At 67.9% G+C, this 25674-nt stretch carries 25 protein-coding genes; 11 read left to right on the plus strand and 14 right to left on the minus strand.

Annotated elements, in window-relative coordinates; genetic code table 11:
- Positions 1–30 precede the first annotated feature (30 nt).
- The 7 genes from CRP45_RS28590 to CRP45_RS28620 form a co-directional block, all read right to left on the minus strand.
- The gene (locus CRP45_RS28590) at positions 31–1275 is read right to left on the minus strand and encodes an MFS transporter (protein ID WP_097247801.1); all 1245 of its coding nucleotides are present in this window, start codon (positions 1273–1275) and stop codon (positions 31–33) included.
- Complete coding sequence (locus CRP45_RS28595) at positions 1275–1724, minus strand: MarR family winged helix-turn-helix transcriptional regulator (protein WP_245910530.1); 450 nt, start codon at positions 1722–1724, stop codon at positions 1275–1277. The genes CRP45_RS28590 and CRP45_RS28595 overlap by 1 nt, the downstream gene beginning before the upstream one ends.
- A gap of 221 nt (positions 1725–1945) precedes the next feature.
- Entirely contained in the window at positions 1946–2992 is a 1047-nt protein-coding gene (locus CRP45_RS28600) for an acyl-CoA dehydrogenase family protein (protein WP_097247802.1), read from the minus strand.
- The gene (locus CRP45_RS28605) at positions 2989–4020 is read right to left on the minus strand and encodes an acyl-CoA dehydrogenase family protein (protein ID WP_097247803.1); all 1032 of its coding nucleotides are present in this window, start codon (positions 4018–4020) and stop codon (positions 2989–2991) included. Before CRP45_RS28605 ends, CRP45_RS28600 begins: the two co-directional genes overlap by 4 nt.
- On the minus strand, positions 4017–5159 hold the full coding sequence (locus CRP45_RS28610) for an acyl-CoA dehydrogenase family protein (RefSeq protein ID WP_097247804.1): 1143 nt from the start codon (positions 5157–5159) through the stop codon (positions 4017–4019). The genes CRP45_RS28605 and CRP45_RS28610 overlap by 4 nt, the downstream gene beginning before the upstream one ends.
- Positions 5159–6052 carry an enoyl-CoA hydratase gene (locus CRP45_RS28615; protein ID WP_097247805.1) on the minus strand — a complete coding sequence of 298 codons (894 nt, stop codon included), beginning with the start codon at positions 6050–6052 and terminating at the stop codon, positions 5159–5161. The genes CRP45_RS28610 and CRP45_RS28615 overlap by 1 nt, the downstream gene beginning before the upstream one ends.
- Positions 6052–7611: a FadD3 family acyl-CoA ligase gene (locus CRP45_RS28620; RefSeq protein ID WP_281256224.1), complete on the minus strand. Its 1560-nt coding sequence runs from the start codon at positions 7609–7611 to the stop codon at positions 6052–6054. Before CRP45_RS28620 ends, CRP45_RS28615 begins: the two co-directional genes overlap by 1 nt.
- 77 nt (positions 7612–7688) lie before the next feature.
- Here CRP45_RS28620 and CRP45_RS28625 point away from each other — a divergent pair, with 77 nt between their 5' ends.
- From CRP45_RS28625 to CRP45_RS28635, 3 genes are all read left to right on the plus strand, one after another.
- Positions 7689–8882 carry an acyl-CoA dehydrogenase family protein gene (locus CRP45_RS28625; protein WP_097247807.1) on the plus strand — a complete coding sequence of 398 codons (1194 nt, stop codon included), beginning with the start codon at positions 7689–7691 and terminating at the stop codon, positions 8880–8882.
- Positions 8879–9679 carry an SDR family oxidoreductase gene (locus CRP45_RS28630; protein WP_097247808.1) on the plus strand — a complete coding sequence of 267 codons (801 nt, stop codon included), beginning with the start codon at positions 8879–8881 and terminating at the stop codon, positions 9677–9679. The genes CRP45_RS28625 and CRP45_RS28630 overlap by 4 nt, the downstream gene beginning before the upstream one ends.
- Before the next feature lie 146 nt (positions 9680–9825).
- Positions 9826–10557, plus strand: a complete 732-nt coding sequence (locus tag CRP45_RS28635) for a hypothetical protein (protein WP_067792345.1) — start codon at positions 9826–9828, stop codon at positions 10555–10557.
- A gap of 83 nt (positions 10558–10640) precedes the next feature.
- Here CRP45_RS28635 and CRP45_RS28640 read toward each other — a convergent pair whose 3' ends face one another.
- A complete protein-coding gene (locus CRP45_RS28640; protein WP_143861565.1) occupies positions 10641–11204 on the minus strand; it encodes a hypothetical protein in 564 nt (187 codons plus the stop codon).
- Positions 11205–11762: 558 nt separating this feature from the next.
- On the opposite strand from CRP45_RS28640, the gene CRP45_RS28645 reads away from it, so the two are divergent.
- The 3 genes from CRP45_RS28645 (at position 11763) to CRP45_RS28655 (ending at position 14319) form a co-directional block, all read left to right on the plus strand.
- Positions 11763–12179 carry a hypothetical protein gene (locus CRP45_RS28645; protein ID WP_245910532.1) on the plus strand — a complete coding sequence of 139 codons (417 nt, stop codon included), beginning with the start codon at positions 11763–11765 and terminating at the stop codon, positions 12177–12179.
- Between the two features lie 332 nt (positions 12180–12511).
- Positions 12512–13126 carry a TetR/AcrR family transcriptional regulator gene (locus CRP45_RS28650; RefSeq protein WP_143861566.1) on the plus strand — a complete coding sequence of 205 codons (615 nt, stop codon included), beginning with the start codon at positions 12512–12514 and terminating at the stop codon, positions 13124–13126.
- 8 nt (positions 13127–13134) lie between these two features.
- Complete coding sequence (locus tag CRP45_RS28655) at positions 13135–14319, plus strand: acetyl-CoA C-acetyltransferase (protein WP_425436983.1); 1185 nt, start codon at positions 13135–13137, stop codon at positions 14317–14319.
- Between the two features lie 333 nt (positions 14320–14652).
- Here CRP45_RS28655 and CRP45_RS28660 read toward each other — a convergent pair whose 3' ends face one another.
- From CRP45_RS28660 to CRP45_RS28675, 4 genes are read right to left on the minus strand one after another with little or no spacing between them, the layout of a single operon-like run.
- The gene (locus CRP45_RS28660) at positions 14653–15732 is read right to left on the minus strand and encodes an NAD(P)H-dependent flavin oxidoreductase (RefSeq protein WP_097247811.1); all 1080 of its coding nucleotides are present in this window, start codon (positions 15730–15732) and stop codon (positions 14653–14655) included.
- Complete coding sequence (locus tag CRP45_RS28665) at positions 15732–16487, minus strand: CoA-transferase subunit beta (RefSeq protein WP_067792646.1); 756 nt, start codon at positions 16485–16487, stop codon at positions 15732–15734. The genes CRP45_RS28660 and CRP45_RS28665 overlap by 1 nt, the downstream gene beginning before the upstream one ends.
- Positions 16488–16491: 4 nt before the next feature.
- Positions 16492–17370, minus strand: coding sequence for a CoA transferase subunit A (locus tag CRP45_RS28670; protein ID WP_067792644.1), 879 nt, complete (start codon positions 17368–17370; stop codon positions 16492–16494).
- A gap of 26 nt (positions 17371–17396) precedes the next feature.
- Positions 17397–18161, minus strand: a complete 765-nt coding sequence (locus tag CRP45_RS28675) for an enoyl-CoA hydratase family protein (RefSeq protein WP_067792642.1) — start codon at positions 18159–18161, stop codon at positions 17397–17399.
- Between the two features lie 86 nt (positions 18162–18247).
- On the opposite strand from CRP45_RS28675, the gene CRP45_RS28680 reads away from it, so the two are divergent.
- From CRP45_RS28680 to CRP45_RS28700, 5 genes are all read left to right on the plus strand, one after another.
- Positions 18248–19039, plus strand: coding sequence for an SDR family oxidoreductase (locus CRP45_RS28680; RefSeq protein ID WP_097247812.1), 792 nt, complete (start codon positions 18248–18250; stop codon positions 19037–19039).
- A 32-nt stretch (positions 19040–19071) separates the two neighbouring features.
- Positions 19072–19980: an SDR family oxidoreductase gene (locus CRP45_RS28685; RefSeq protein WP_097247813.1), complete on the plus strand. Its 909-nt coding sequence runs from the start codon at positions 19072–19074 to the stop codon at positions 19978–19980.
- A gap of 762 nt (positions 19981–20742) precedes the next feature.
- Positions 20743–21756 (plus strand): hypothetical protein, encoded by a 1014-nt coding sequence (locus CRP45_RS28690; protein ID WP_143861567.1) that lies wholly within the window; start codon positions 20743–20745, stop codon positions 21754–21756.
- Positions 21757–21766: 10 nt separating this feature from the next.
- Complete coding sequence (locus CRP45_RS28695; protein ID WP_067792627.1) at positions 21767–22282, plus strand: ImmA/IrrE family metallo-endopeptidase; 516 nt, start codon at positions 21767–21769, stop codon at positions 22280–22282.
- Positions 22279–23301: a hypothetical protein gene (locus CRP45_RS28700; protein ID WP_097247815.1), complete on the plus strand. Its 1023-nt coding sequence runs from the start codon at positions 22279–22281 to the stop codon at positions 23299–23301. Before CRP45_RS28695 ends, CRP45_RS28700 begins: the two co-directional genes overlap by 4 nt.
- Before the next feature lie 429 nt (positions 23302–23730).
- Here the strand turns inward: CRP45_RS28700 and CRP45_RS28705 are convergent, their stop codons facing one another.
- Both CRP45_RS28705 and CRP45_RS28710 read right to left on the minus strand, forming a co-directional pair.
- Positions 23731–24147 (minus strand): helix-turn-helix domain-containing protein, encoded by a 417-nt coding sequence (locus CRP45_RS28705; RefSeq protein ID WP_011207048.1) that lies wholly within the window; start codon positions 24145–24147, stop codon positions 23731–23733.
- A gap of 363 nt (positions 24148–24510) precedes the next feature.
- A complete protein-coding gene (locus CRP45_RS28710) occupies positions 24511–25674 on the minus strand; it encodes a steroid 3-ketoacyl-CoA thiolase (protein ID WP_097247816.1) in 1164 nt (387 codons plus the stop codon).

Consider the following 25674-nt stretch of genomic DNA (forward strand, 5'->3'; position numbering starts at 1 on the left):
ATGCCGACGGGGCCCGCGAAACGCCGAATCTCAGTCGCCGACCGTGATCGCCTGCGCCTCCTCCACCGAGTGCGGCGCGGGATCGTGCTCATCGATGTGGGCGAGTGCGGCCCGCCCGACGACCAGCACGAGCACGGCGGCCGCGGTGCACGCGGCGCCCACCCAGAACGGCACCGCGATGCTGTGCTCGCCGAGCTTGCCCGCCAACCACGGCGCGGCGGCGCCGCCGGCGAACCGGACGAAGCTGTAGGCGGCCGACGCGGTGGAACGCTCCACCGGCGCGGAGATCATCACGGCCTCGGTGATGAGGGTGTTGTTCACGCCGAGGAACAGACCGGCGACCACCGTGCCGACGATCAGCACCGTCTTGTTCTCCGCGAACAGCGCCATCACCGCCAGGTCGGCGGCGAACAACCCGAGCGCGAGACCCATCATCGGCAGCGTCCCGAACCGGCGCTGCAAGCCGGGCGCAAGGAAGACCGAGGCGACCGCGAGCAGAATGCCCCAGCCGCAGAAGATGAAGCCGATCGCGTAGGTGCCCATGTCCAGCGGGAACGGGGTGTAGGCGAGCAAGGTGAAGAAGCCGAAGTTGTAGAGCAGCGCGGTGATGCTGACGGTGAGCAGACCGCGGTGGCGCAGCGCCTGGAACGGCGCGGCCAGCGAGGTGCGGTGCGCGGGTTTCGGGCTGTCGGGCAGCAGCACGACGATGCAGACGAACGCGATCGCCATCAGCACCGAGACGCCGAAGAACGGTCCGCGCCAACTGATTCCGCCGAGCACGCCGCCGACCAGCGGACCGGTCGCGATGCCGATGCCGAGCGCCGCCTCGTACAGGATGATGGCGCGCGCGACGCCGCCGCTCGCCGCGCCGACGATGGTGGCGAGTGCGGTCGCGATGAACAGCGCGTTGCCGAGACCCCAGCCCGCGCGGAAGCCGACGATCTCACCGACGGTGCCGGACATGCCCGCCAGCGCCGCGAACACCACGATGATGGCCAGACCGGCGAGCAGCGTCTTCTTCGCACCGAACCTGCTGGACACCACGCCCGTCACCAGCATCGCCACACCCGTCACCAGCATGTAGCTGGTGAACAGCAGGGAGACCTGCGACGGCGAGGCGTGTAGTTGCTCGCCGATCGGCTTCAGGATCGGGTCCACCAGGCCGATGCCCATGAACGCGATGACGCTGGCGAAGGCGACCGCCCAGACCGCTTTCGGCTGTTTGGTCGACGCCGGTGCGCCGGTGTCGGCGCGGGTGTCCACTACGGTGCTCATCAAAATTCCCTCGACGGATCGTGCTGGGGAGCGGCGTTTTTCAGCGCTTCCAGCAGTTCGTTCAGATCGGTTTCCATTCGCGCGAGTCGTTCGACGTCGAAATCGGCGAGCCGGGCGGCCATGGCCGTGCCGTAGGCGGCACGTGCCCTGACCAGTCGCTCGCGTCCGGCCGGGGTGAGGTCGACGACGACCGCCCTCGAGTCATCGGGGTCCTTGGTCCTCGTCGCGAATCCGTCCTCGACGAGCCTGCCGAGCAGCGCCGTTGCCGCCGGTTGGGAGCATCGATCGATCCTGGCGAATTCGCTGACCCGCACCGCGCCGTGCTCGTCAAGGAGGGCAAGGGCCCGCAGTACGGCTCGCGGCAGATCGTCGTCGCCGATCACCCCGGCCAGCCGGGTCAGCCTGCCCGCGGTGACGAGGAGATCGACCACGATGTCTGCTGTCGTCACGGGAGCCTGCTGCACCAAAATATTATTACATAAGCTAACTATCTATTTACCGTGAGATAGCCCACCGCACCTGCCGCGCCCGGCTGGCTCGGTGCCACACACCCTTTGCACGCCTCACACAGGCGGTGCCTATGTGAGGCGTGTGGACGGTTTGTGGCAGCCGGAGCAGCGAACGACGAAGGCCCCGGCGAGGATTCGCCGGGGCCTTCGGTCGGGTAGTGCTAGGTGTGCGCAAGCGGACGGTGTGGCGTGCCGAAGAGCTGGGCGTCGCCGTGCGCGCGCTTGAAGAACAGGTGCGCGTCGTGTTCCCAGGTGATGGCGATGCCGCCGTGCAGTTGCACGGTCTCGGAGACGATCTCGGTGAACGACTCGGAACACTGCGTCCGTGCGACCCACACGTCCTCGGCGGCCGACGGAAGCCCCTCGGCGACCGCGGCGGTGGCGGCGTAGGACGCCGACTTGGCCGACTCCAGCAGCACGTACATATCGGCCATCCGGTGCTTGAGCGCCTGGAAACTGCCGATCGCGCGCCCGAACTGCACCCGGGACTTGGTGTATTCGACCGTCATCTCCAGGCACTGCTCCGCCGCCCCGACCTGCTCGGCGGCCACCGCGGCCCACGCGATCTCCCGAAGTCGCGTCGCGAGAGCGAGCGGATCGCCGGTGCCGAGCTTGCGTGCCGCGACGCCGTCGAAGTGGATCGAGGTGAGCTTGCGCGTCGGATCCATGGTCGCGACCGGGTTTCGGGTGATCCCGGCGGCGCCCGCCTCGACCTCGAACAACCCGCTCGCCGTCACCACGATCAACGTATCGGCGTGCGCGCCATCGAGCACGTAATACGCTGTGCCGGAGAGTATCTCACCATCGGCGCGCACGCCGGGCACGTCCCACCCGGTCTCGCTCGCCCAGCACACCGCGAGTGTCGTCGTGCCTTCCGCGACGCCGGGCAGCAGCCGCGCGCAGGCGTCCTCGTCGCCGGAGAGCAGCACGGCCTGTGCGCCGAGCACGGCCGAACCGAGCATCGGAACACCCGCCAGCGTGCGGCCCAATTCGCGGACCACCAGCAGGGATTCGACCAGCGAAGCGCCGAACCCGCCGTACTCCTCCGGCACCGCGAGCGCCGCGACACCGATCTGCTCGCAGAGCAGCCGCCACAGCTTCGGGTCGTAGCCGAGTTCGGTGTCCATCGCGGTGCGCACGGCGTCGCGGCCCGCGTGCTTGGTGAGCAGCGCGCGCACCGAGGCGGCGAATTCCTCGTGTTCGGTCATGCGGTACCCCTGATCGCTCGGTCCCGAACGGCCTCGTCGCGCAGGGCGCGGGCGATCCTGGCGCGGTGCAGATCCGGCGTTCCCCACGCGGCGCGCAGCGCGGTGACCTTGGTCAGCCACAGCGACAGGTCGTACTCGGCGGTGTAGCCGATCGCGCCGTGCACCTGCAAGGCGGCTCGCGCGGCGGTGTGCGCGGCGTCGCCGCAGGCCAGCACCGCCGCCGACACGTCGCGGCCGCGGGTCGGCTCGCCCATGGTGAGGGCGGCGCGGTAGAGCAGCGGCTCGGCCAGATCGAGCCCGATCAGCACGTCGGCGAGTTTCTGCTTGACGGCCTGGAATTCACCGATCGGTTTGCCGAACTGCTTGCGCTGCTTGGCGTATTCGGTGGCGGCGTGCAGCAGCGCGCGACCGGCGCCGAGCAGCTGGGCGGCGGCGGCCAGCGCGCCGGTGTCGAACGCCAGCGCGCCGGCCTCCAGCACCCGGTCGTCGTTGGCGACGAGCTCGGTGGCCGTCACTCCGAACAGCTTTCGCGCGGGGTCGACCGAACGGATCGACTCGCCACGCTCGGCAAGGAAGACCTGCGCGCCGTCGACGAGCAGCGTCACGTCGGCGACATCGGCGTCCAGCGCGACCGGATCGGTGCCCGGTGTTGCGAAGGCGACCGTGCCGAGCGCGGTGCCCTCGGCGAGCCCGGGCAGCCAGCGCTCGGCTGCCGCGGAATCCGAGAGCGATTGCAGCAGAACGGGAATCGCGGCGGCGGTCTCGACCAGCGGTCCCGGCGCCGCGGACCGGCCGATCTCGACGAACGCGACGACGAGGTCGATCGGATCCGCGCCGACACCGCCGTGCGCCTCGTCGACCGCGAGGCCGAGCACGCCCGAACCGGCGAGCTGCTGAATCAGCGCGCGACCCGGTCGCGAGTCGCCACTCGCCCAGGCGCGCACCGCGGTCGGCGTGCGCCCGGCGTCCAGCAGCTTGCGCACGCTTGCCGCGAAATCGATCTGTTCCGGACTGAGCGCGAATCTCATCGGCTACTCCCTCTCGGCAGGCCGAGGATGCGCTCGGCGATGATGTTGCGCTGGATCTCGTTGGTACCGGCGTAGATCGGGCCGGACAGCGAGAACAGATACCCGTCGGTCCACGGACCGGACCGTTCGCCCGCCGCGCCGAGCACGTCCAGCGCGGTCTCGTGCATGGCGATGTCGAGCTCGGACCAGAACACCTTGGTGATCGAGGATTCCGCGCCGAGCTTGCCGCCCTCGTTCAACCGGGTGACGGTGCCGAAGGTATGCAGGCGGTAGGCCTCGCTGCCGATCCACGCGTCGACGACGGCGTCGCGCTGCGCGGTGTTGGTGCGGTCGCCGGAGTCCAGCCACAGGTCGACCAGCCGTCGCGCGGTCGCGCTGAATCGGCCGGGGCTGCGCAGCGAGAGACCGCGCTCGTTGCTCGAGGTGCTCATGGCGACCCGCCAGCCCTCGCCCGGCGCGCCGATCACGTCGCGGTCCGGCACGAAGACGTCGTCGAGGAAGATCTCGGCGAAACCGGGTTCGCCGTCCAGCTGCGGGATCGGTCGCACCGAGACGCCGTCGGCGGTGAGCGGGAACATCACATAGGTGAGTCCCTTGTGCCGCTCCGCCTCCGGATCGCTGCGGAAAAGGCCGAAGGCCCAGTCCGCGAACGCCGCTCGCGAACTCCACGTCTTCTGTCCGCTCAGCAGCCAGCCGCCCTCGGTGCGCCGCGCCGTCGACCGGATGCCCGCGAGGTCGCTGCCCGCCTCGGGCTCCGACCAGGCCTGCGCCCAGATGTCGTCGCCGCGCGCCATGCGCGGCATGATGCGGTCGAGCTGCTCGGGGGTGCCGTGCTCGAACAACGTCGGCGCCAGCAGGAAGATGCCGTTCTGGCTGACCCGCCCCGGCGCGCCCGCGGCGTAGTACTCCTGCTCGAACAGCACCCATTCCAGCAGCGAGGCGTCGCGCCCGCCGTACTCCTTCGGCCAGGAGACCACCGACAGCCGCGCGTCGGCCAGTTTGCGCTCCCAGTCGCGGTGCGCCTCGAAGCCGGCCTTCGTGTCCATCGAAGGCAGCGGTGTCGAGGGTTTCTCGGCGGCGAGGAATTCGCGGACCTCCCGCTGGAATTCCCGCGTCGCCTGGTCCAGATCCAGATCCACTACGTCGTCCCGTTCTGCTCGGCCGTGCTGGCACTGGCCTTCATCGTCTTGGCGTTCATGCCGCCCAGTGAGTCCGCGCCGACCTCGGCGTTGTGCGCGTGCGCGAAGTGGTGCAGCCCGAAGACCGAGTCCATGCCGGTGCGCATGCCCATCAGGTCCTCGGCCTGGTTGACCGCCTTCTTGGTGAGCGCGAGGCCGAAACGCGGCATGGCGGCGATCTTCTCGGCCAGCGCCATGGTCTCGGCCTCCAGCTCGGCGCGCGGGACCACCCGGCTGACCATGCCCCATTCCTTGGCCTGCGCCGCGCCGAAGCGGTCGCCGGTGAACAGGAATTCCTTGGCCGCGCGCGGTCCCATCACCCACGGGTGCGCGAAGTACTCCACACCCGGAATGCCCATGCGTACCACGGGATCGGAGAAGAACGCGTCCTCGGAGGCGACGATCAGATCGCACACCCACGCGAGCATGAGCCCGCCCGCGATGCAGGCGCCCTGCACCATCGCGATGGTCGGCTTGGGGATCTCCCGCCAGCGGCGGCACATGCCGAGGTAGACCTCGGACTCCCTGGCGAACCGCTGGTCGCCGCCCTGCTTGTCGACGTGGTCCCACCACAGCACGGCCTTGTTGTCGTAGTGCACGTGGTGGTCGCGGCCGGGGGTGCCGATGTCGTGTCCGGCGCTGAAGTGTTTTCCGTTGCCCGCCAACACGATCACGCCGACCTCGTCGTCCTCGACGGCGCGTTGGAAGGCGGCGTCGAGCGCGTAGGTCATCACCGAGTTCTGCGCGTTGCGGTAGTCGGGCCGGTTCATCGTGACGATCGCGACCCGGCCGCGCCGCTCGTAAGTGACGACCTCGCCTTCGTCCGGCACGCCGTTCTCCGGTTGGTCTGGCATTACGACTTCTCCTCACGTAGTTGACGCTTGAGCACTTTCCCGGCGGCGCTGTAGGGCAGCTCGTCGCGGAATTCGACGAAGCGCGGCACCTTGAAATTCGCCAGCACGGTGGTGGCGTGGGCGAGCACCTGGTCCTCGGTCAGCGTCGAGCCGGGCTTGCGCACCACATAGGCCTTGCCGACCTCGCCCATCCTGGTGTCGGGCACGCCGACGACCGCCGACTCGGCCACGCCGTCGAGCCGGGCGAGCGCCTGCTCGACCTCGGCCGGATAGACGTTGAAACCGCCGGAGATGTACATGTCCTTGAGCCGGTCGGTGATCCGGAGATAGCCGCGTTCGTCGAGCGTGCCGATGTCGCCGGTGTGCAGCCAGCCGTCCGCGTCGATGGTCTCGGCGGTGCTCTGCGGATCATCCAGGTAGCCGAGCATGACGTTGGGGCCGCGCAGCAGCACCTCGCCCGCGTCGCTGAGCTTCAGTTCGAAGTCGGCGATCGGCCTGCCGCAGGTGGTCGCGATGGTCTCGGCGTCGTCGTCGGCGCGGCACATGGTGCCGAATCCGGCCGCTTCGGAAAGGCCGTAAGCCGTGAGCACGACGGCGAATTCGAGCTCCGAGCGCATCCGCTCGACGAGCACGACCGGCACCGTCGCCCCGCCGGTGGCCGCCACCCGCAGGGTGCTCAGGTCGTAGGAGTCGCGGTCCGGGAAGTCCAGGATCGTCTGGTAGATCGTCGGCGGGCCGGGCAGCACGGTGATCTTCTCCTGGCCGACCAGCCGCATCGTCTGCGGCACGTCGAAGGTTGCCTGCGGGATGATCGTCGCGCCGGCGACCAGGCACGCGAGGATGCCCGCCTTGTAACCGAAGTTGTGGAAGAACGGGCTGACGATGAGGTAGCGGTCGTCGCTGTTCAGTGTTGCGCACTCGGCCCATGCCCGCACCACCGACAGCGCCTGCCGGTGTGCGACGAGCGTGCCCTTGCTGCGGCCGGTGGTTCCGGAGGTGAACAGGATGTCGGAGATGTCCTCGGCGTCCACGGCCGCGGCCCGCTTCTCGGCGTCCTCGACCGGGACTGTCTCGGCGATCACCGCGAGATCGGACCAGTTCAGCACGGTCGAGTCGGTGCTGGTCGTCTCGCCGCCCGGCTCCACCGGAATCACCACGATCGTGGGGATGGCCAGTTCCGGTGCGGCGGTGCGCAGTTCGGCGAGCCGGTCGCGGCCGAGGAAGGTCCCCGCGATGAACAGCGCCTTCGCGTCGACCCTGGACAGAACGTCCGCGGCCTCGTCGGCGACGTAGCGGGTGTTCAGCGGCACCAGGGCGGCGCCAGCGTAGTGCGCGGCCAACGCGGCGACCACCCAGTGATAGGTGTTCGGCGCCCACATGGCCACCCGGTCGCCGGACTGCACGCCACGCGCGATCAGCGCGCGCGCCGTCTCCTGGACCGCGCCGAGTAGCTGGGTCCAGTCCAGACGGACGCCGCCGTCGGCCAGTGCCGGCGCGGCGCCGAAGGTCCGCGCGGCATCGTGCAGGGCCATTGGTGTCGTTTGTGCAGGGGTTGTCACGGGTGTTCCTCACCGTTCACGCGAGTACTTATGCATGCACTCTACAAAGCAAGTGCTTGGTAGGTTATCCTACCGGCGTGGTTGCGATCCAGACCTCAGATTCCGACACTGCCGCGCAGGACGCGCGGTTTTCCGCCGAAGTGCGGGAATGGCTGGCCGAGAATCTCAACGGAGAATTCCGCGAACTGCGCGGACTAGGCGGTCCAGGCCGCGAACACGAGGCGTTCGACGAGCGCCTGGCCTGGGACCGGCACTTGGCCGCGTCCGGGTGGACCTGCCTCGGGTGGCCCAAGGAGTACGGCGGTCGCGAGGCCACCGTGCGCCAGCAGGTGATCTTCCACGAGGAGTACGCCAAGGCCAACGCGCCCGCGCGGGTCTCGCACGTGGGGGAGGAGCTGCTCGGCCCGACCGTGCTCGCCTTCGGCACCCAGGCGCAGAAGGACCGCTTCCTGCCCGGCATCCGCAATGTCAGCGAACTGTGGTGCCAGGGCTACTCGGAACCGGGCGCGGGTTCGGACCTCGCTGCCATCAGCACGGCCGCGCACCTCGACGGCGACGAGTGGTCCATCAACGGCCAGAAGATCTGGACGTCGCTGGCGCACGTGGCCGACTGGTGCTTCGTCGTCGCCCGCACCGAGAAGGGCTCTTCCCGCCACAAGGGCCTGTCCTACCTGCTGGTTCCCATGAAGCAACCGGGCATCGAGGTGCGTCCGATCATCCAGCTCACCGGGACGTCGGAATTCAACGAAGTCTTCTTCGACAACGCCCGCACCGCCGCCGACCTGGTCGTCGGCGCGCCGGGCGACGGCTGGCGCATCGCGATGGGCACGCTGACCTTCGAACGCGGCATCTCCACCCTCGGCCAGCAGATCCGCTTCGCGCGTGAACTAGCCGATATCGAAGCGCTGGCCCGCCGCATCGGCGCGGCCGACGACCCGCTCATCGCCGACCGGATCGACCGGGCATGGGTGGGTCTGCGAGTGTTGCGCGCGCACGCGCTGCGCACCATGGAAGGCACCGGCGTGGACGACGGCGGACAGGCGTCGGTGGCGAAACTGCTCTGGGCCAATTGGCACCGCGGCCTCGGCGAGCTGGCCATGGCCGTGCTCGGCGCGCGCGGCCTGGTGGCCGACGAGGACGACGATCTCAACGAATGGCAGCGGCTGTATCTGTTCACCCGCGCCGACACCATCTACGGAGGTTCGAACGAAGTGCAGCGCAACATCATCTCCGAGCGCGTGCTCGGTCTGCCGCGCGAGGCACGGCCGTGACCGCGCGGCCCCTTTCGGTCGCCCCCGAGCCCGTCGCCGGGCACGGCCTGCTGACCGGACGCGTCGCCGTGGTCACCGCCGCCGCGGGGACCGGCATCGGCTCGGCGACCGCGCGCAGGCTGCTCGCCGAGGGTGCCGACGTGGTGGTCTCCGACTGGCACGAGCGTCGGCTCGCCGAGACCGAGGTCGAGCTGAAGGGTGAGTTCCCCGAGCGCAGGGTCGCCGCGATCGCCTGTGACGTGCAGAGCACCGAGCAGGTGGACGCGCTGGTCCGCGGCGCGGCCGAAGCGCTCGGCCGCATCGACATCATGGTCAACAACGCGGGCCTCGGCGGTGAGACGCCGGTCGTGGACATGACCGACGAGCAGTGGGACCGCGTCCTCGACATCACGCTCAACGGCACCTTCCGCTGCACCCGCGCCGCGCTGTCCTACTTCCGTTCGGCCGGCCACGGCGGCGTCATCGTGAACAACGCGAGCGTCCTCGGCTGGCGCGCGCAGTACGGTCAGGCGCACTACGCGGCCGCCAAGGCGGGCGTCATGGCGCTGACCAGGTGCAGCGCGATCGAGGCCGCCGAGCTCGGCGTGCGGATCAACGCGGTCGCGCCGAGCATCGCCAGGCACGCCTTCCTCGACAAGGTCAGCTCGACGGAACTGCTCGATCAGCTCTCCGAACGGGAGGCCTTCGGCCGCGCGGCCGAGCCGTGGGAGGTCGCCGCGACCATCGCCATGCTGGCCAGCGACTACACCAGCTACCTCACCGGCGAGGTGGTTTCGGTGAGCAGTCAGCGGGCCTGACGCGCCCGATTGAGATCGCCTTCGGGCGTCCGCTTCCTTCCTGGGAAACGGGCGCCCGATCAGGTGAAAAAGGGTGGCGCGCGGGCGGCCGGGGTGTGCCATGCTGGGGATGGACGGATCCCGCAATTTCGTAAGGGGCGTTGGCTATGGGCCTGGATCGCCCACCTGCCCGCGAACAACTGGAACTCGACGTCGTACGCGAGGTCGTGCTGGCCAGACGTCGTCTCGACAGCATGGTGCTAGCCGCCTTGACACTCGGCGCCGAACTGATGAACCACGAATCCGCGCGGGCGACAGCCTGCCGCGCCGCCCAGATTCTCGAGCTGTACGCGGTCGACGAGAACGAAGTCGAACGTGACCCGCGGGCCGCGCTGCGCGCCGACATGAGGCGCGACAACGCCCGCGCCCGGCGGATCGGCTTGAAGGCTCCCGCCGGTGTTCCTTCCGAGCAGGATCGACGGCGACAACGCCAGACCGCCCTGCTGCGCGAGGTCCGCGCCGACCTCATCGAGGTGCTGCGCCGCTGCCGCAGACACCACTTCGACCGCGGTGCCGTCGCCGACGAAATCGCACAGGGCCTGTGCGCCGCCACCGACAAACTGGTCGTGGGCGCCGACATGGACGCCTACCACGCCTGGCAGCGCGGCATGGTCCTGAAACTCATCGAAGAACCCGTCCCCTACGGCCCGCCCCGCGTGATGGCGACCGTCGACGCGGGCCCCGGCCGCGGACCCCTCACCGTCGAATGGGACACGCCCGAACGAAGATTGGCCCTCGTCGCCCGCATGGCCCGCGCAGGCATCTCCCCGGTCATCATCTGCGACCGCCTCCTCGCCGACCTCTCCGTGTCCTCCCCGATCCGCTACTCGTTGCGGTAGTTACTTCCTGGCTCCAGCACCGGAACATCACTGTGCCGCAGCACTTTCAGGTGGTCGTCCAGTGGAATCCACGTCGCCTCGGCTCAGCCCTGCGACCCGAGCTCTCGAGTCAAAGTGATCAGGAACTGCGATGCGGTTCGGATCTGCTGGTCGGATACCTTGAACTTCGATTCACCGGCTTTAGTCTTGATTAAAGCCGTGTTTATGGTGAGCGTACCCTGCCAACCGTCAACTTTGGTGGCGATGCGCACGGCATCATCGGCCTTCTTTACCCATACTTTCTCGTCGTATCCGGATTGGGGAATGTAGTCCGGGTCATCTTTGAGCAAGGCTGGGTCCGACTCACTCGGCAGCATCGCCCGTAGTCGTGTTTGGCCCACTCCTACCAGGGAATCCTGCGTAATGGTACATGCAGCGCCCCGGGCGATTTTCTCATCGGGCTTCTCGGACCCATATTCGATTTGCACAGAGGATATTCCGAGATCGTTCGAAAAGAAACCGAGCGTTCGATCGCATTGCTCGCGAAGATCATGGCTTGAATCTGTTATCGCAGGGCTGGTTTCGGCATTTGGTCCACAGGCCGACAACAGGGCTATTGCAATTATTCCTGCCACCGCGCTGACCGGGCGCCCCGCAATCGTAATCACTGCGTGCGCCTGTCGGAATTGACGTGTGGGGTCAGCCTCGCGAGCGCGTCGTCCCAGTCCCAATGTGGGTCGTCGTAGTGGTTGTAGAACACGCCTGTCATCACTTCACCTCACGGCAACCGCTAGCCGGTGCTGCGGGCAGCATCGTTGTCTCCTGAATCAAAAGTCAACCCCCCATTCGAGTTGGCCGCCGCCACGGATGGGCGGACGGACGCAACCACCCTGTCTGGCTCCGACCGGTTTGTCAAACTTCTGTCGACGAGTTCGTCCGCTCGGAGATTCTCGCCAAAGCTCGTGCAAGCAGAGCTACTTCTTCTCCGGGTCAAGCAGAGGATGCAGCCCGATCTTCGCATGGTGTCGGCCTCGGTGCAGTCTGGTCGAGGGTAGTCACCGATCGTAACTCGGTCGTGGGCGGACTTCTTTTGGCGATGGTAAGGGCGGTCGACTCCCCGATGGTACGGAGATGAGGTTCAGAGATGGAAGTAAGTCTGGTGGCGTTACTCTCGACATCAGATATCCCGGAAATCCCGTACCAGTGAAAGTGCACCTACCGAAATAATGGACGAGAAACTTGAGCACTTCCTATTGTATGAGCTGTCGGACGACTGGGCTGCGGTTGCGACCTTCGACGGAATGGTGGCGAGGATTACCCCGGAAACTTATTCCCGCGGCGTTGTTCTCGACGTGATCCGCGAACTCGGGGCCAAGGGATACATCCGATTCGGATCATTCCCCGGTGGCGGGCGCGGATGGGAGCCCTGGGACGTCTCGATCGACGAAGCAATCCATCGAGTAGCACACGGCTACAACGGCATTCGCGGATATCTAGATATACCGGACAGCGAGATCGGCTCGACGGAGGTGTTCCGCGCAGATCTCCTCGAGGAGGGTGAGCGGCGACTGGCCGAGCTCGGAAGCCCGTACGAAAAGTATGGCGACCCCTGGGCAGACACGCCTCGCCGCTCCCATCATTGACTTCTCAGCTGTTCTGAGCCATCTCCCTGGAGCGCTGGCCAACTAAGACTGTGTCTCACGTCGCTGTCTTCCCGGCCTTCGCGAGTTCTGTGGCAGGTCGTACTACCTGTGGCGGCGCAGGTGAGGAAGCCGAGATGGTGGGGTGGCTTTGCGGTCGTTCGGATCGAGAGCCGCTGATAGTAGAGCAGTCAGGAGATGGGCCCCGCACCGTCAGCCAGATCGTCGCGTCGACGAGCACTGTTTGGCTGACCCTCTCGGGTGCCGGTATCCCGAAGGCCCCCTCATCCGACGCCGACGACGCACCTAGCACCAAGCAAACGCTTGGTTGTATTATGACCCTCGTGACCGCACCTGACGCCTCGAAATCAGCACGACGCAACGAACTGCTCGCGCTGGCGGCCGAACTGTTCGCCGAGCGCGGCTTGCGCGCGACCACGGTGCGCGATATCGCCGACGCGGCCGGAATCTTATCGGGCAGCCTCTACCACCACTTCGATTCCAAGGAGTCGATGGTGGACGAGATTCTGCGCGGCTTCCTCGACGACCTGTTCGGCCGCTACCGCGAGATCGTCGGCTCCGGCCTCAGCTCGCGAGACACCTTGGAAGCCTTGGTGATCGCGTCCTACGAGTCGTTCGACCGCTTCCACGCGGCGGTCGCGATCTATCAGGCCGAGGCCAAGCGGCTGAAAGACAGCGAGCGATTCGCCTACATCGAGGAGTACAACCGCGAGTTCCGCGAGCTCTGGCACCAGGTGCTGACCAACGGTGTCAAGGACGGCAGCTTCCGCCCCGAACTCGACGTCGAACTCGCCTACCGCTTCCTGCGCGACACCGTATGGGTCGCCGTGCGCTGGTACCAGCCGGGCGGCGCCATCACCGTCGAAAACCTCGCCAAGCAGTACCTCACCATCGTGCTCGACGGTCTCACCGTCTCGCGGACCGACTAGGAGTTCCCATGTCTGCACCTTCCGCCCGCCGTCCGTACACCCCGCTGCGGGATGCCTACGTGATCGACGCGGTGCGCACCCCGGTCGGCAAGCGCAACGGTGCGCTGGCCGGTGTGCACCCGGCCGATCTGGGTGCGGCCGCGCTGAAAGGTCTGCTCGACCGCAACCCGATCGACCCGATCAACGTCGACGACGTGATCGTCGGCTGCGTCGACAACGTCGGCCCGCAGGCGGGCAACATCGGCCGCACCATGTGGCTGACCGCGGGCTACCCGGAGGAAGTCCCCGGCGTCACCGTCGACCGGCAGTGCGGATCTTCCCAGCAGGCCATCAATTTCGGCGCGCAGGCCATCATGAGCGGCACCGCCGAGGTGATCGTCGCCGGCGGAGTGCAGAACATGAGCGCCATCCCGATCTCGGCCGCCATGCTCGCGGGCAAGGAGTACGGCTTCGAGTCGCCGTTCGTCGGCGCGCAGGGCTGGGACCACCGCTACGGCACCGACGAGGTCTCGCAGTTCCGCGGCGCGCAGCTGATCGCCGAGAAGTGGGGCATCACCCGCCAGGACATGGAGCAGTGGGCGCTGCGCAGCCACGAGCGCGCCCGCCAGGCCATCAAGGAAGGCAAGTTCGACAACGAGATCGTCCCCGTCGGCGACTTCTGGATCGACCAGGGCCCGCGCGAGACCTCGTTGGAGAAGATGGCGTCGCTGCCCGCCCTCGCCGAGGGCAGTCCGCTGACCGCCGCCGTGGCCAGCCAGATCTCCGACGGCGCGAGCGCTACCCTGCTCGCCTCGGAATGGGCGGTGCAGGAGTACGGCCTGAAGCCGCGCGCCCGCATCCACCACGTCAGCGCCCGCGGCGCCGACCCGATCTTCATGCTCACCGCCCCCATCCCGGCCACCAAGTGGGCGCTGGAGAAGACCGGCCTCACCATCGACGACATCGACGTGGTCGAGATCAACGAGGCCTTCGCCCCCGTGGTGCTCGCCTGGCTGAAGGAAACCGGCGCCGACCCCGAAAAGGTCAACGTCAACGGCGGCGCCATCGCCCTCGGCCACCCCCTCGGCGCCACCGGAGCCAAGCTCTTCGCAACCCTCCTCAACGAGCTCGAGCGCCGCAACGGCCGCTACGGTCTCCTGACCATCTGCGAGGGCGGCGGCACCGCCAACGCGACCATCATCGAGCGCCTGTAGGGGCCGATCGCGATCCGCGCCGGGTGAATGTCATTCGCCCGGCGCGGTTTCGTAGTGCGCACCCGTCCGTCACCGTGCGTGCTCCGGCAATGAGCTGTGGATAACGACGAGCCAGTTTCACCGCGCCGTGATTCTCACCTCCGGCCGCGCTGAAGTTCCTGACGAGGCTCGTCAATCGACGGTAGTCATATGGTGGCGTTTCAAGATCGAACAGCAACCATATGACTACCGTCGAAACCATTTCTCTATCGACGGGAGAGAAATGGTGGTCAGGGGGTTGACAGGCTGCTCGGTCCGGTGGGGTCGAGCAGCCTTGTCGTCGGCGATCGGGAATCAGTGGGCAGTTGTCTGGCCGGCGAGGGATGACATCTCTTCGATCCGCGCGACCGCGTCGGTGACCACCCGCTCGATCAGCTCCTTGCAGGTCGGCAGGTCTTCGATGATGCCGGTGACCTGACCCGCCGCCAGCACACCCGCCTGCGTATTGCCCTCGACGAGCCCGGCGCGCAACAGCATTGGAGTGTTGGCGGCCATGACGACCTGAGACCAGCTGAGGTCCTTGGTCTTTCGCATGGTGAGCCCGTCACGGACCATGGTCGACCACTTCATGCCGGTCATGCTCTTGAACCGCGCGGCGTTCGACACCGCTGCGGCGAGTCCGCGCCAGCGGCCCGAATTCTCCAGCTTTTGAACCAGTTCCGTGTTCAGTACGCGGTGCGGCATGCCGTCGACTTTCAGTGAGACCACGGTGTCCTGCAGTTGCCTGCGCAGGTACTCCTGCTTCACCGCCTCGGGGACCGAGCTCTCCTGGGTCAGCAGGAAGCGGGTGCCCATCGCGACGCCCGCCGCGCCGTAGGCGAGGGCGGCGGCCAACCCACGTCCGTCGAAGAAGCCACCCGCCGCGACGACCGGGATGTCGACGGCGTCGAGCACCGAGGGCAGCAGCAGGGTGGTCGCCACGGGGCCGGTGTGCCCGCCGCCTTCGCCGCCCTGCACGATGACGGCGTCGGCGCCCCAGGAGGCCACCTTCACCGCGTGCTTGGCCGCGCCGATCGACGGAATCACCACGACGCCGGCATCTTTCAGCTTCGCGATCAGGTCCTGCTTGGGCGCGAGGGCGAACGACGCGACCTTCACCTTCTCCCGGATCAGCAGGTCGATGCGCTCGTTGGCGTCGCTGGCGTCGGCGCGGATGTTCACGCCGAACGGTTTGTCGGTCTGTGTCTTGGTCTTCGCGATCGCCGCTTCCAGCTCCTCGAAGGTCATGGTCGCCGAGGCGAGAATGCCGAGGCCGCCCGCGTTGGCGGTGGCCGAGACCAGGCTCGGACCAGCCACCCAACCCATGCCGGTCTGCACGACGGGATGCTCGATGCCGACCAGCTCGGTCAGCGGGGTGTGCAGGCGCGCGGTCATCAGGCGACCTCCTTGTCGCGAATACCCTTGGGATCCAGCACGGTTCGGATGATCCGCAGCTCTTCCTCGGTCGGCAGCCGGGTCTCGCCCGCCTCGCCGAGCCCAGCGATCTCGAACGCGGTGTTCTCCGCGACCTCGTCGGCGCCGACGCCAGGGTGCAGCGAGAGTGCCCGCATCGTGTTGTCGGGACCACCGAAATCGAAGACGCCCAGGTTGCTCACGACCCGATGCAGGTGGTGGAAGCGGAACGCCGGATTACCCGGATCGACTTTGTCGTAACCGATTCCGGAGACGATGTCGACCTGCTCGCAGAACACCCGCTTGTTGTGCTTGGGCACCCAGTAGCTGGTGGCGTGGTTGATGGTGTTGCCAGGCGCGCCGCGCACGCCGAACATCTGCCTGGTCGGCCGTTGCAACGGGCCGAAGGCGGACAGGTTCTGGTTGCCGAACTTGTCGATCTGGTTGGCGCCCATGACGACGTGCCGCCGACCCGAGGCGACGACGTCGAAGACCTTGGAGAACGGAATCCAGCCCTCGATAGGCGCTTTCGCGCCGAGGGCGGGCGTCTCGGCCAGGTACAGCGCCTCGCCGTCGGAGAGCAGCAGGTCCGGTTCGAAGGTCAGGCGGGCCAGGCGCGCGCCGATCGTGGTGACCGGCGACATCGGGCTGGCCATGATCTCGCCCGCGCCGCGGAAGATCTCCGCGCACGCGACGACGCAGACTTCGGCGCGGGTGCTTGTGGTGGTCTCGGTCATCGAATCAGCCCTCCTGCGTGGCGAAAGCGCGGACGGCCGCCTGGTATTCGTCCTCGGAGACGTCCAGGTAGGTGGCCTTGAACTCGGCCCACGACTCGGGCGTCTTGGCAGCGTCCACGTAGTGGCGCTGGAATTTCTCGTCCCGGCCGTAGCTGCCGGAGAAGGTGAAGTGCGCGCCGCCGGGCGCCTCGACCACACCGTCCACCATCATGCGGTTGAGGATGATCGCCTGCTGTGGAACGGCTTTCACCAATTCCTCGGTCTCCACCACGCGATCCACCGACAGGTAGCGGCGCTCGGCGGACAGGCAGTACAGATCATCGAAGTAGGGGTCGACGCCGGTGTAGGCGGCGTTGCCGTGCTTGTCTCCGAGATCCAGATGCACAAGTGCCGCATCGAGATTCAGCGCGGGCATCGCCACGAGCGTTTCGGTCCGGCCGTCGGCGGCGGGGTAGGGGGAGGCGACGGTCTTCAGCTCACCCTCCCAGAAATCCACGACCGCGGAACCGAGCCCGGCGCGGATCGGCAGGAACGGCAGCCGCGCCGCCGCGGCCTGCAAACCGCACTTGACCATGCCCTCGTCCATCTCCCGGGCGATCAGCTCGCCGGAGGTGCGCGCCTTGGCGAACCATGGATCGTAGAACGGCGCCGAATCCAGCGACACGAAGCCGTAATAGGCCTTGCGCACCTTGCCCGCCGAGCACAGCAGACCCAGATCCGGCCCGCCGTAGCTGACCACCGTCAAATCGGTGATATCCGAGCGCAGGATGGCCCGCACCAGCGCCATCGGCTTGCGCCGGGAACCCCAGCCGCCGATGCCGATGGTCATTCCGCTGCGCAGCTCGCCGACCACGTCGTCGAGCGACATTCGCTTGTCCCGCATGTGTTCTCCTGTATCCGGTGGGCGGGCTACTTGTCGGCCTTGCGCGCCGCGAGGTCGTCGTCGAACCTGGCGCGGATCTCGTCGGCGACGCCCGCGAGGTTCAGCTCGAAGGTGAAGCCCTGCTCGTAGCGGTAGCTGCGGTGCACGTCCTGCACGTCGATGCCGTTGAGCGCGCGCTTGGCGGCCCGGATAACCCGGCCGTCCTTTGCCGCGATGTTCTTGGCGACTTCCATTGCGGCGGCGTCGAGTTCGGCGCGCGGCACCACCTGGTACACCGAGCCGTAGTGCTGGAGCTGCTGGGCGGTGATGGTGCTCGCGGTGTAGAACAGCGCGCGCATCAGATGCTGGGGGACCAGCCGCGACAGGTGGGTGGCCGCGCCGAGCGCGCCGCGGTCGACCTCGGGCAGGCCGAAGGTGGCGTCGTCGGAGGCGACGACGACATCGGCGTTGCCGACCAACCCGATGCCGCCGCCGAGGCAGAAGCCCTGCACCACCGCGATGACCGGCACCGGGCAGTCGTACACCGCGGCGAACGCCTCGAAGCAGCCGTGATTGGCGTCGATCAGCGCCTGGTGGCCCGGCTTGCTCTGGATCTCCTTGATGTCGACGCCCGCGTTGAAGCCGCGGTTCTCCGCCCGCAGCACCACGACCTTGGTCTCGGGGTCGCGCCCCGCCGCGCGCACCGCGTCGGCGATGGCGAACCAGCCGTCGGTCGGGATGGCGTTGACCGGCGGGTAGTCGACAGTGACCACGGTGATGCCGGTTGATTCGGAGTGACGGTTGATCCCCATCGCATGTCCTTCGTTTCTGAGCTCGTGGTGCGTGCCGAAGTATGTCGGCATTGGCAAAGCAAGCAGTTGCTTGGTAGGTTAGCACGGTGGGACTCGAAATCGATCTGACCGATCGCGTCGTTCTGGTCACCGGCGGCGTGCGCGGCGTCGGCGCGGGCATCAGCAAGACCTTTCTGGCCGCGGGCGCGACTGTGATCGCCTGCGCGCGGCGTCCGGCCGACGCCCCGGTCGCGCACGACGGCCGGGAGATCGAATACCTGCCCTGCGACGTCCGCGACGGCGATGCGGTCCAAGGCATGATCGACGCCGTGCTCGCCCGACACGGTCGGCTGGACACCCTGGTGAACAACGCGGGCGGCGCCCCCTTCGCGCTCGCCGCCGAGGCGAGCAAGAACTTCCACGCCAAGATCGTGGAGCTGAACCTCCTTGCGCCGCTGCTGGTTTCGCAAGCCGCGAATGCGGTGATGCAGAAGCAGGACGACGGCGGATCGATCGTGATGATCTCCAGCGTCAGCGGCCACCGGCCCTCGCCCGGCACCGCGGCCTACGGCGCGGCCAAGGCGGGCATCGACAACCTGACGCAGTCGCTCGCCGTCGAGTGGGCGCCCAAGGTGCGGGTGAACTCGCTGGTCGTCGGCCTGGTCGAGACCGAGCTGACCGAGATGCACTACGGCGACCGCGACGGTGTCGATGCCGTCGCCGCGACGGTTCCGCTCGGCCGCATGGCCCGGCCCGAGGACATCGGCCGCGCGGCCGCCTTCCTCGCCTCGCCGCTGGCCGCCTATGTCAGCGGCGCGTCGCTGCCGGTGCACGGCGGCGGCGAGCGCCCCGCCTTCCTCGCCGCCTCCACCGCGGCGCACGACCAGCAGCGGGCCTGATCCCGAACGCCAACGAAAGAGGTCAACAGGTAATGAGTGAGCAGATCTGCGCCGGGCGAACTGTCATCGTCACCGGCGCGGGCCGCGGCATCGGCCGTGCGCACGCACTGGCCTTCGCGGCCGCGGGCGCGCGCGTGGTGGTCAACGACCTCGGCTCCGCGCTCGACGGCGCGGCCACCGCAGAGACACCGGCTCAGCAGGTGGTCGCCGAGATCGAGGCGATGGGCGGACAGGCCGTCGCCAACGGTGACGACGTCGCGGACTGGGAGGGCGCGCGCAACCTGATCCGCCAGGCCGTCGACACCTTCGGCGGCCTGGACGTGCTCGTCAACAACGCCGGTTTCGTGCGCGACCGGATGCTGGTCAACCTGAGCGAGGACGAGTGGGACGCGGTCGTGCGCGTCCACCTCAAGGGCCATTTCGCCACCATGCGCCATGCCATCGAGTACTGGCGCGGCGAGAGCAAGGCGGGCCGCCCTGTCGACGCCCGCATCGTCAACACCAGCTCCGGCGCGGGTCTCCAGGGCAGCGTCGGCCAGGGCAACTACGGCGCCGCGAAGGCGGGCATCGCCGGTCTGACCCTCACCGCGGCCGCCGAGTTCGCCCGCTACGGCGTGACCGTCAACGCGATCGCGCCCGCCGCGCGCACCAGGATGACCGAGACCGTGTTCGCCGACACCATGGCCAAGCCGGAGGACGGGTTCGACGCGATGGCGCCGGAGAACATCTCGCCGCTGGTCGTCTGGCTCGGCAGCCCGCAGTCCGCAGGCGTCACCGGCCGCATGTTCGAGGTGGAGGGCGGCAAGGTCGCGCTCGCCGACGGCTGGCGGCACGGCGTCGCGGTGGATCGCGGTGCTCGTTGGGAACCCGCCGAGCTGGGGCCCGTCGTCGCCGATCTCATCGCGAAAGCCGCTCCGCCGGAGCCGGTCTACGGCGCCTGAGGGGTTTCGCTGCGCTCGGGTCGCTGCGCGAGGGTGTGGATGACCTCGTCCGGGATGGGGGCGGCCGCCCGCTGTCGCTTCGGCCCAGCGCGGGTATCGACGGCATTGATCCGGCAACATCGGTCCCGCGCATCTCCGTGTCGCGCTGACCCTGTCTGCTACTGATGCACGGCTGTGCGCGATTCTGATGGACTCTGTCCGGCGGCCTCGTCGTGCGTTCGGCTGCTCTCGCTTAGGCCGCGCCGAGTATCGATGAGGTTTGGTCCGGCAGCGTAGGACCGGCGTCCCTGCCGTGCGCGAATCGATCGACTCTGCTTGGCAGCGTCGATTGGCATCCCTTCACCGCCGCTCCGGCCGTCTTGCCGGAGTCGACGGATTCCCTCTTCGAGTTTGCTGGGCCGCCCTTGACGCCGCCCAGTGAAGTTCGGGCTAACCCGAGCGATTCGAGCCGCGAGTCGCTCGGGGTGTCGCTGTGCGCGCCGATCCTTTTCCTGCGAGGTTCGGAACGGGGGTTTACTATGGGCACCCGTCCGTCAAAAGTCCCGGATGAGGTGTTGCGACCGGGCACAGATCTGCGCAGTACGAAGAGGGGAAGGCTGGCGCATGGCCGTTGGTCGCACTGTCCGTGCGTTGGCTCTAGCCGGAGCTGTGACCGGTTTCGCGCTGTTCGGCTCCGTCGCCGCGATCGCGCAACCGGGTGGCATACCGCTCGAGGAACCGGCGCAACCGAGTATTCCCGGGCCTGGATTGCCCCTCGTCCCAATGACACCCGAACCCGCCGCCGCGGAAATCGGTTCGTCCGGCGCGGGTTCGATCGTCGGTACCGGTTCCGCCGGGCTCGGCTCGGCGGGTGCCGCCGGTTCCGCCGGGCTCGGCTCGGCAGGTGCGGCGGGTTCCGCCGGATTGGGTGCGGCCGGTGCGGCGGGCTCTGCTGGCGTCGGTTCGGCCGGTGCGGCGGGTTCTGCCGGATTGGGTTCGGCTGGCGCGGCGGGTTCCGCCGGATTGGGTGCGGCCGGTGCGGCGGGCTCTGCTGGACTGGGTTCGGCTGGCGCGGCCGGTTCCGCCGGGTTGGGTGTTGTGCTCGGTACCGGATCGGCGGGACTCGCAGCCGTGCTGGGTACCGGCTCCGCCGGACTCGGTGCCTTGGTCGGCACCGGTTCGGCCGGTCTCGGTGTACTGCTCGGGACAGGTTCGGCCGCAGTAGGTTCCGCGGCCATCGGTTCGGCAGGCGTCGGTTCCGCGGGAGTCGGTTCCGCCGCAGTGGGTTCGGCGGGCGTTGGTTCCGCTGGAGTCGGTTCGGCGGGTGTCGGTTCCGCGGGTGTCGGTTCGGCGGGCCTCGGTTCGGCCGCCGTGGGTTCGGCCGCGGTCGGTTCCGCCTCGCCCTTGTTGCTCCTGCTGATCCCGCTCCCGCCGCCGCCCGCACCCGCGGTTCCCTCGGTGCCCCTTGTCATTCCGCCCGTACCGGCGCCCAACCTCCCGGCCCCGCAGCTCGCGCCGATTCCAGTCGCGGCGCCGCACGCTCCCGAGGCACTCCCCGAACAGGCGCCCCCGCCACCACCTCCCGCGCCGCAGGCGCCCGCCAAGCCGACCCACGACGTGCGTCCGACGAGCGCCGACGATGGACTGCCCGAACCGGACATGCTCTCGGTCGTCGGCGGACTCATCGCGCTCGCGCTGGCCGGAATCGGTTCCGGCGCGGTGAGTTTCCAGAGCGCCTCCGCCGCGCAGGCCAGGGTGGACGCCGCCCGCGCCCAGTTCTTCGGCCCGAGGTCGTGAGGGAGCAGCGATGAGTGAGAGCAGGACCCAGAGCAGCTCCCGGTCCTACCGGCGGGTGGCGGCCGCGGTCGACGCGGTGTGCGCCGTCGCCGCCGACTTCGACGCGACAACCCTGGACGAGGTGGTCGCCGCGATCGCCGCCGAGCGCGAGCGGGAAATCGAAATCGCCAGCGCCCAATTGGGTCCCGGCGTCTGCGGCCAGCGCAGGTTCTATCCCGACCGCGATGTCATCGTGCTGGCGACCGCACTGCCCAGCCGCGATCACACGCTGGCACACGAGCTCGGCCACATCGTCTTCGATCACGAGGGTGCGCCCGCGCCCGAGGTGACGTTGGAAGCGAGCGACGACCTGATCGCCTACATGCTCAGCCAGCGGGCCCATCAGCAGATCGTCGACGACGGCGCCGACGAACTCGCCGAGTGGGAGGCCGAGACCTTCGCCGCCATGCTGATGACCCGGCTGCGCGTCTTCAACAGTCGAGGCGCAGGCGTCTCGGTCCTACGATTCGATGAGGCACTTGGATGACGCTCTGGTTGACGGCCATGCTGGTGTGGGTCGCCGCGGGCGCGCGCGTGGGGCGCGTGCTGGTGAAGCCCGCGACGACGGCGCGGGTGGCGATCGTCGTCGCGGTGGCCGCGGTCGCGTTGGGCGCGACCGTCGCGGTGCCCGAGATCGCCCTCGCCATAGACAATCTGCGCCCGCACGGCCTGCGCTCGGGACTGCTGTCCGATGGTGTCGTCGTATCGGCTTGGCTGGCGTTCGTCACCGCGACCTCGGTGGTGGCCGCCGCGGCGTGGCCGGTGGTCTCCCGGCGCAACCTGCGCCAGATCGCCATGGTGATCTACGCGGCGGGTGCCACCGCGGTGGCCGTCGCGCTGGCCTTGTCGTACATGGTCGGCTGGGTGCTCGTGGTGCTCGGGGCGATTTTCATCGTCGTCACCGGTCTGCGCAATCTGGACTGGACGACGCTCGGCCGCGGCATCGCCATCTATACCGCGGGCACCGCGCTGGTCGGCGTGCTCGCGGCCCTGCATGTTCAGCGCGCCCTTGCCGACGAACCGCGAGCGCCAGCGGGTGAACCGACGTGGGGCTGGCCCGCGTGGGAAATCGCCGCTCTGCTCATAGCTTTCGGCGCCGTGTGGATCGTGGTGGAACTGTGGGTGCGAGCCAGGGTGCTGCTGCGCCGGATTCGGCCGCTGCACCGTCTGATGATCGGCCGGTTCCCCGAGGTGGTGGCGCACGACCAGACCGGAACCTCCACGCAGCTGCGGGCCTCGGACCAGGTCGCCCAGATCATGGACGCGCTCTACCTGCAATCGGGCGGGGGTGTCGAGCTGGTCGCCGCGGGCGCGCCGCCCTCCGCCGTCGCCGAGCGCGCCGATCGGGTGGCACAGTGGGCACGAAATCCATTGGGCGACATAGTGATCGACGCGCGCTGGATCGCTCCACCGGAAGGCGTCAGCCCGCGCGGCTGGGTGCAGGCGATCGCCCGCGCTTTCGAATCCACAGCCGGCGCGCACGCGGAGCGTTCCATCTCACAATGAACCTCCCCCAAACGCTCACAGCGCTGACGGCCGGGCGGTGATGGTATCCGTCACCGTGACGACAGCGATGCGTACTCGAAGTTGGACCTGTGTCCATGGAGCGAATGGGAATGCCCCTGGAAATAGGGGCAAACGAAAAGAGACAGAACTGTCTCGGCCCTGTGACGTTGTGTGGCAAGCGTTTGCGCAATGGCGATCACACTCGCCGCAGTATCGTACGGCGATGCACTTTCAAACGTTCTTGCGCAGCGCGCATTGCGAATCGGTGCGAACGCAATCCGCCGAACTACGGAATGCGACTACGCCGCCGAATTGCCTTCGGCGGTAACGTCTGCGCCGCCGACGGTCTCGGCCCGGTCACGGACTGGCTCGCGCACAACGCAGCACAGTGCGACCGATGGCCGCACTGTGCTGCGCTGTGGGAGAACCTTATTCGGTTCCATCCGGAGGAATTTCGGGCAAGCCCTCGCTCGCCCGCAACTTCTCCGCCATGGAGGTGAGGAGGTTCTGTGATTCTTCGGACAGATCGAACGCCCTACTCGACAGCCGACGCAGTCCGTAGCCCTGCAGCTGGGACAGCAGCTCTAGATCGTGATCGATCTTGGCGGCATAGATGTCGTTGAAGAAGTAGTCCGGCTTGACCTTGAAGAACTTGGCCAGTGCAGCCACCGTTTCGTCCGACGGGTTGGTCCGCTGGCCCGACCGCAACTGCGAGAGATACGGTTTCGAGATCGGATGCCCGGAGGCCGTCAGCGCAGCCGCAACCTCCGCGTTGGTGTGCGGCTTGCGCCCCGGGGGATGCACGGTTTCGAACAGCTTGTTCAGCCGCGCCGCGAAATCAGCCATTGTGAGCCGCCCAATTCCCTTCGCTGTACTAACAGTCGTTATCTCGGATACGTATCATTGATATTAGCGGCTCAGTAACTGAAAACCTACGCCTGATTCAGGATTTCCTTGAAGCTTCTAGGTGCGCCGTCGGCGAAGTCACTGAGACGGTTGCGTTTGCGGGTCGCGCCAACGTCTCTAGTCCAAGGGCGGTACGACCCGGTTCTGGCCCGTCGCGGGGTTCTTCCCGGACGCGGCAATGATAGCGAAAAGATAGCTGACATCTCATCTAGTCGGCCGTACCGGCCATTGTGTGGCGTACGACACGTTTTGGCGGCTCTGGGATGAACGTTCAACAAAGGGGTGTGGAATTGGTTGAAGTTGCTACAACCTCTCGATGATCGTACCTGTCGCCAGTGCGCCACCGGCACACATGAGCACCATCGCGGTGCTGCCGCCCGTGCGTTCCAGTTCGTGCAAAGCCGTTGTGATGAGCCGGGATCCGGTGGACCCGACGGGATGGCCGATCGCAATCGCGCCGCCGTTGACATTTACCCGGTCCATGTCCGGCTGATGTACAGAAGCCCAAGAAAGTGCGACCGAAGCGAATGCCTCATTGATCTCGAAAAGGTCGATGTCGCCTATATTCATCCCGGAGCGCTCGAGCAGGCGGGTGCAGGCCTGTACCGGTCCGTCGAGGTGGAACTCCGGCTCGGCGCCGACGAGCGCCTGCGTCACGATCCGCGCCCGCGGCCGCAAACCCGCTCGCTGCGCGGCCTTTTCGTCCATCAGCAGCACGGCGGCTGCGCCGTCGGAGATCTGCGACGAGCTGCCCGCGGTGTGAACGCCGCCCTCCAGCACCGGCTTCAGCTTGGCCAGTCCCTCCACGGTCGTCTCGCGCAGACCCTGATCCCGTGTGACGTCCAGCTTCTCGCCGGTGAGATTGCCTTCCTTGTCCACCACCGGCGCGGTGATCGGCAGTACCTCGCGATCGAAGCGTCCCTCGGCCCACGCCTGCCCGGCCAGCCGCTGCGAGCGCGCGCCGAACGCGTCGACATCGTCGCGAGTGATGCCGCGCCGCTTGGCAATACGCTCCGCGGCCTCGAACTGGTTGGGCATGTCGATGCTCCACGACGCGGGCCTGCGCGGGCCCGCGTGCTCGCCGACGTTGGCGCCCAACGGAACTCGGCTCATCGCCTCGACGCCGCATGCCATGCCGATGTCGATCGCGCCCGCGGCGATCAGGCCGGCCACCAAGTGGTTGGCCTGCTGGGCCGAGCCGCACTGCGCGTCGATCGTGGTCGCGCCCACCTGCCAAGGCAATCCGGCGTGCAGCCACGCGACCCGGGTGACGTTGTTGGACTGCTCGCCCGCCTGGGTGACGCAGCCGCCGATCACCTGTTCCACCTGGGCCGGGTCCAGGTGGGCGCGCTCGAGCAGTCCGCGCTGGGCCAGGCCGAGGAGTTCGGCGGCGTGCAGACCGGAAAGCCAGCCGCCGCGCTTGCCGATCGGGGTGCGAGCGGCCTCGACGATGACGGGTGTGCCCAT

Origin of the sequence: Nocardia amikacinitolerans, from assembly GCF_900215415.1 — a bacterium.
Lineage (GTDB): Bacteria > Actinomycetota > Actinomycetes > Mycobacteriales > Mycobacteriaceae > Nocardia > Nocardia amikacinitolerans.

What these genes read in the sequence shown, in the direction of transcription:
- CRP45_RS28605 (WP_097247803.1), bottom strand. Translation starts at nt 4,020, where the DNA reads ATGAGATTCGCGCTCAGTCCGGAACAGATCGATTTCGCGGCAAGCGTG.
- CRP45_RS28650 (WP_143861566.1), top strand. Translation starts at nt 12,512, where the DNA reads ATGACCCTCGTGACCGCACCTGACGCCTCGAAATCAGCACGACGCAAC.
- CRP45_RS28645 (WP_245910532.1), top strand. Translation starts at nt 11,763, where the DNA reads ATGGACGAGAAACTTGAGCACTTCCTATTGTATGAGCTGTCGGACGAC.
- CRP45_RS28660 (WP_097247811.1), bottom strand. Translation starts at nt 15,732, where the DNA reads ATGACCGCGCGCCTGCACACCCCGCTGACCGAGCTGGTCGGCATCGAG.
- CRP45_RS28665 (WP_067792646.1), bottom strand. Translation starts at nt 16,487, where the DNA reads ATGACCGAGACCACCACAAGCACCCGCGCCGAAGTCTGCGTCGTCGCG.
- CRP45_RS28590 (WP_097247801.1), bottom strand. Translation starts at nt 1,275, where the DNA reads ATGAGCACCGTAGTGGACACCCGCGCCGACACCGGCGCACCGGCGTCG.
- CRP45_RS28695 (WP_067792627.1), top strand. Translation starts at nt 21,767, where the DNA reads ATGAGTGAGAGCAGGACCCAGAGCAGCTCCCGGTCCTACCGGCGGGTG.
- CRP45_RS28670 (WP_067792644.1), bottom strand. Translation starts at nt 17,370, where the DNA reads ATGCGGGACAAGCGAATGTCGCTCGACGACGTGGTCGGCGAGCTGCGC.
- CRP45_RS28705 (WP_011207048.1), bottom strand. Translation starts at nt 24,147, where the DNA reads ATGGCTGATTTCGCGGCGCGGCTGAACAAGCTGTTCGAAACCGTGCAT.
- CRP45_RS28690 (WP_143861567.1), top strand. Translation starts at nt 20,743, where the DNA reads ATGACACCCGAACCCGCCGCCGCGGAAATCGGTTCGTCCGGCGCGGGT.
- CRP45_RS28655 (WP_425436983.1), top strand. Translation starts at nt 13,135, where the DNA reads ATGTCTGCACCTTCCGCCCGCCGTCCGTACACCCCGCTGCGGGATGCC.
- CRP45_RS28615 (WP_097247805.1), bottom strand. Translation starts at nt 6,052, where the DNA reads ATGCCAGACCAACCGGAGAACGGCGTGCCGGACGAAGGCGAGGTCGTC.
- CRP45_RS28635 (WP_067792345.1), top strand. Translation starts at nt 9,826, where the DNA reads ATGGGCCTGGATCGCCCACCTGCCCGCGAACAACTGGAACTCGACGTC.
- CRP45_RS28685 (WP_097247813.1), top strand. Translation starts at nt 19,072, where the DNA reads ATGAGTGAGCAGATCTGCGCCGGGCGAACTGTCATCGTCACCGGCGCG.
- CRP45_RS28710 (WP_097247816.1), bottom strand. Translation starts at nt 25,674, where the DNA reads ATGGGCACACCCGTCATCGTCGAGGCCGCTCGCACCCCGATCGGCAAG.
- CRP45_RS28600 (WP_097247802.1), bottom strand. Translation starts at nt 2,992, where the DNA reads ATGACCGAACACGAGGAATTCGCCGCCTCGGTGCGCGCGCTGCTCACC.
- CRP45_RS28675 (WP_067792642.1), bottom strand. Translation starts at nt 18,161, where the DNA reads ATGGGGATCAACCGTCACTCCGAATCAACCGGCATCACCGTGGTCACT.
- CRP45_RS28700 (WP_097247815.1), top strand. Translation starts at nt 22,279, where the DNA reads ATGACGCTCTGGTTGACGGCCATGCTGGTGTGGGTCGCCGCGGGCGCG.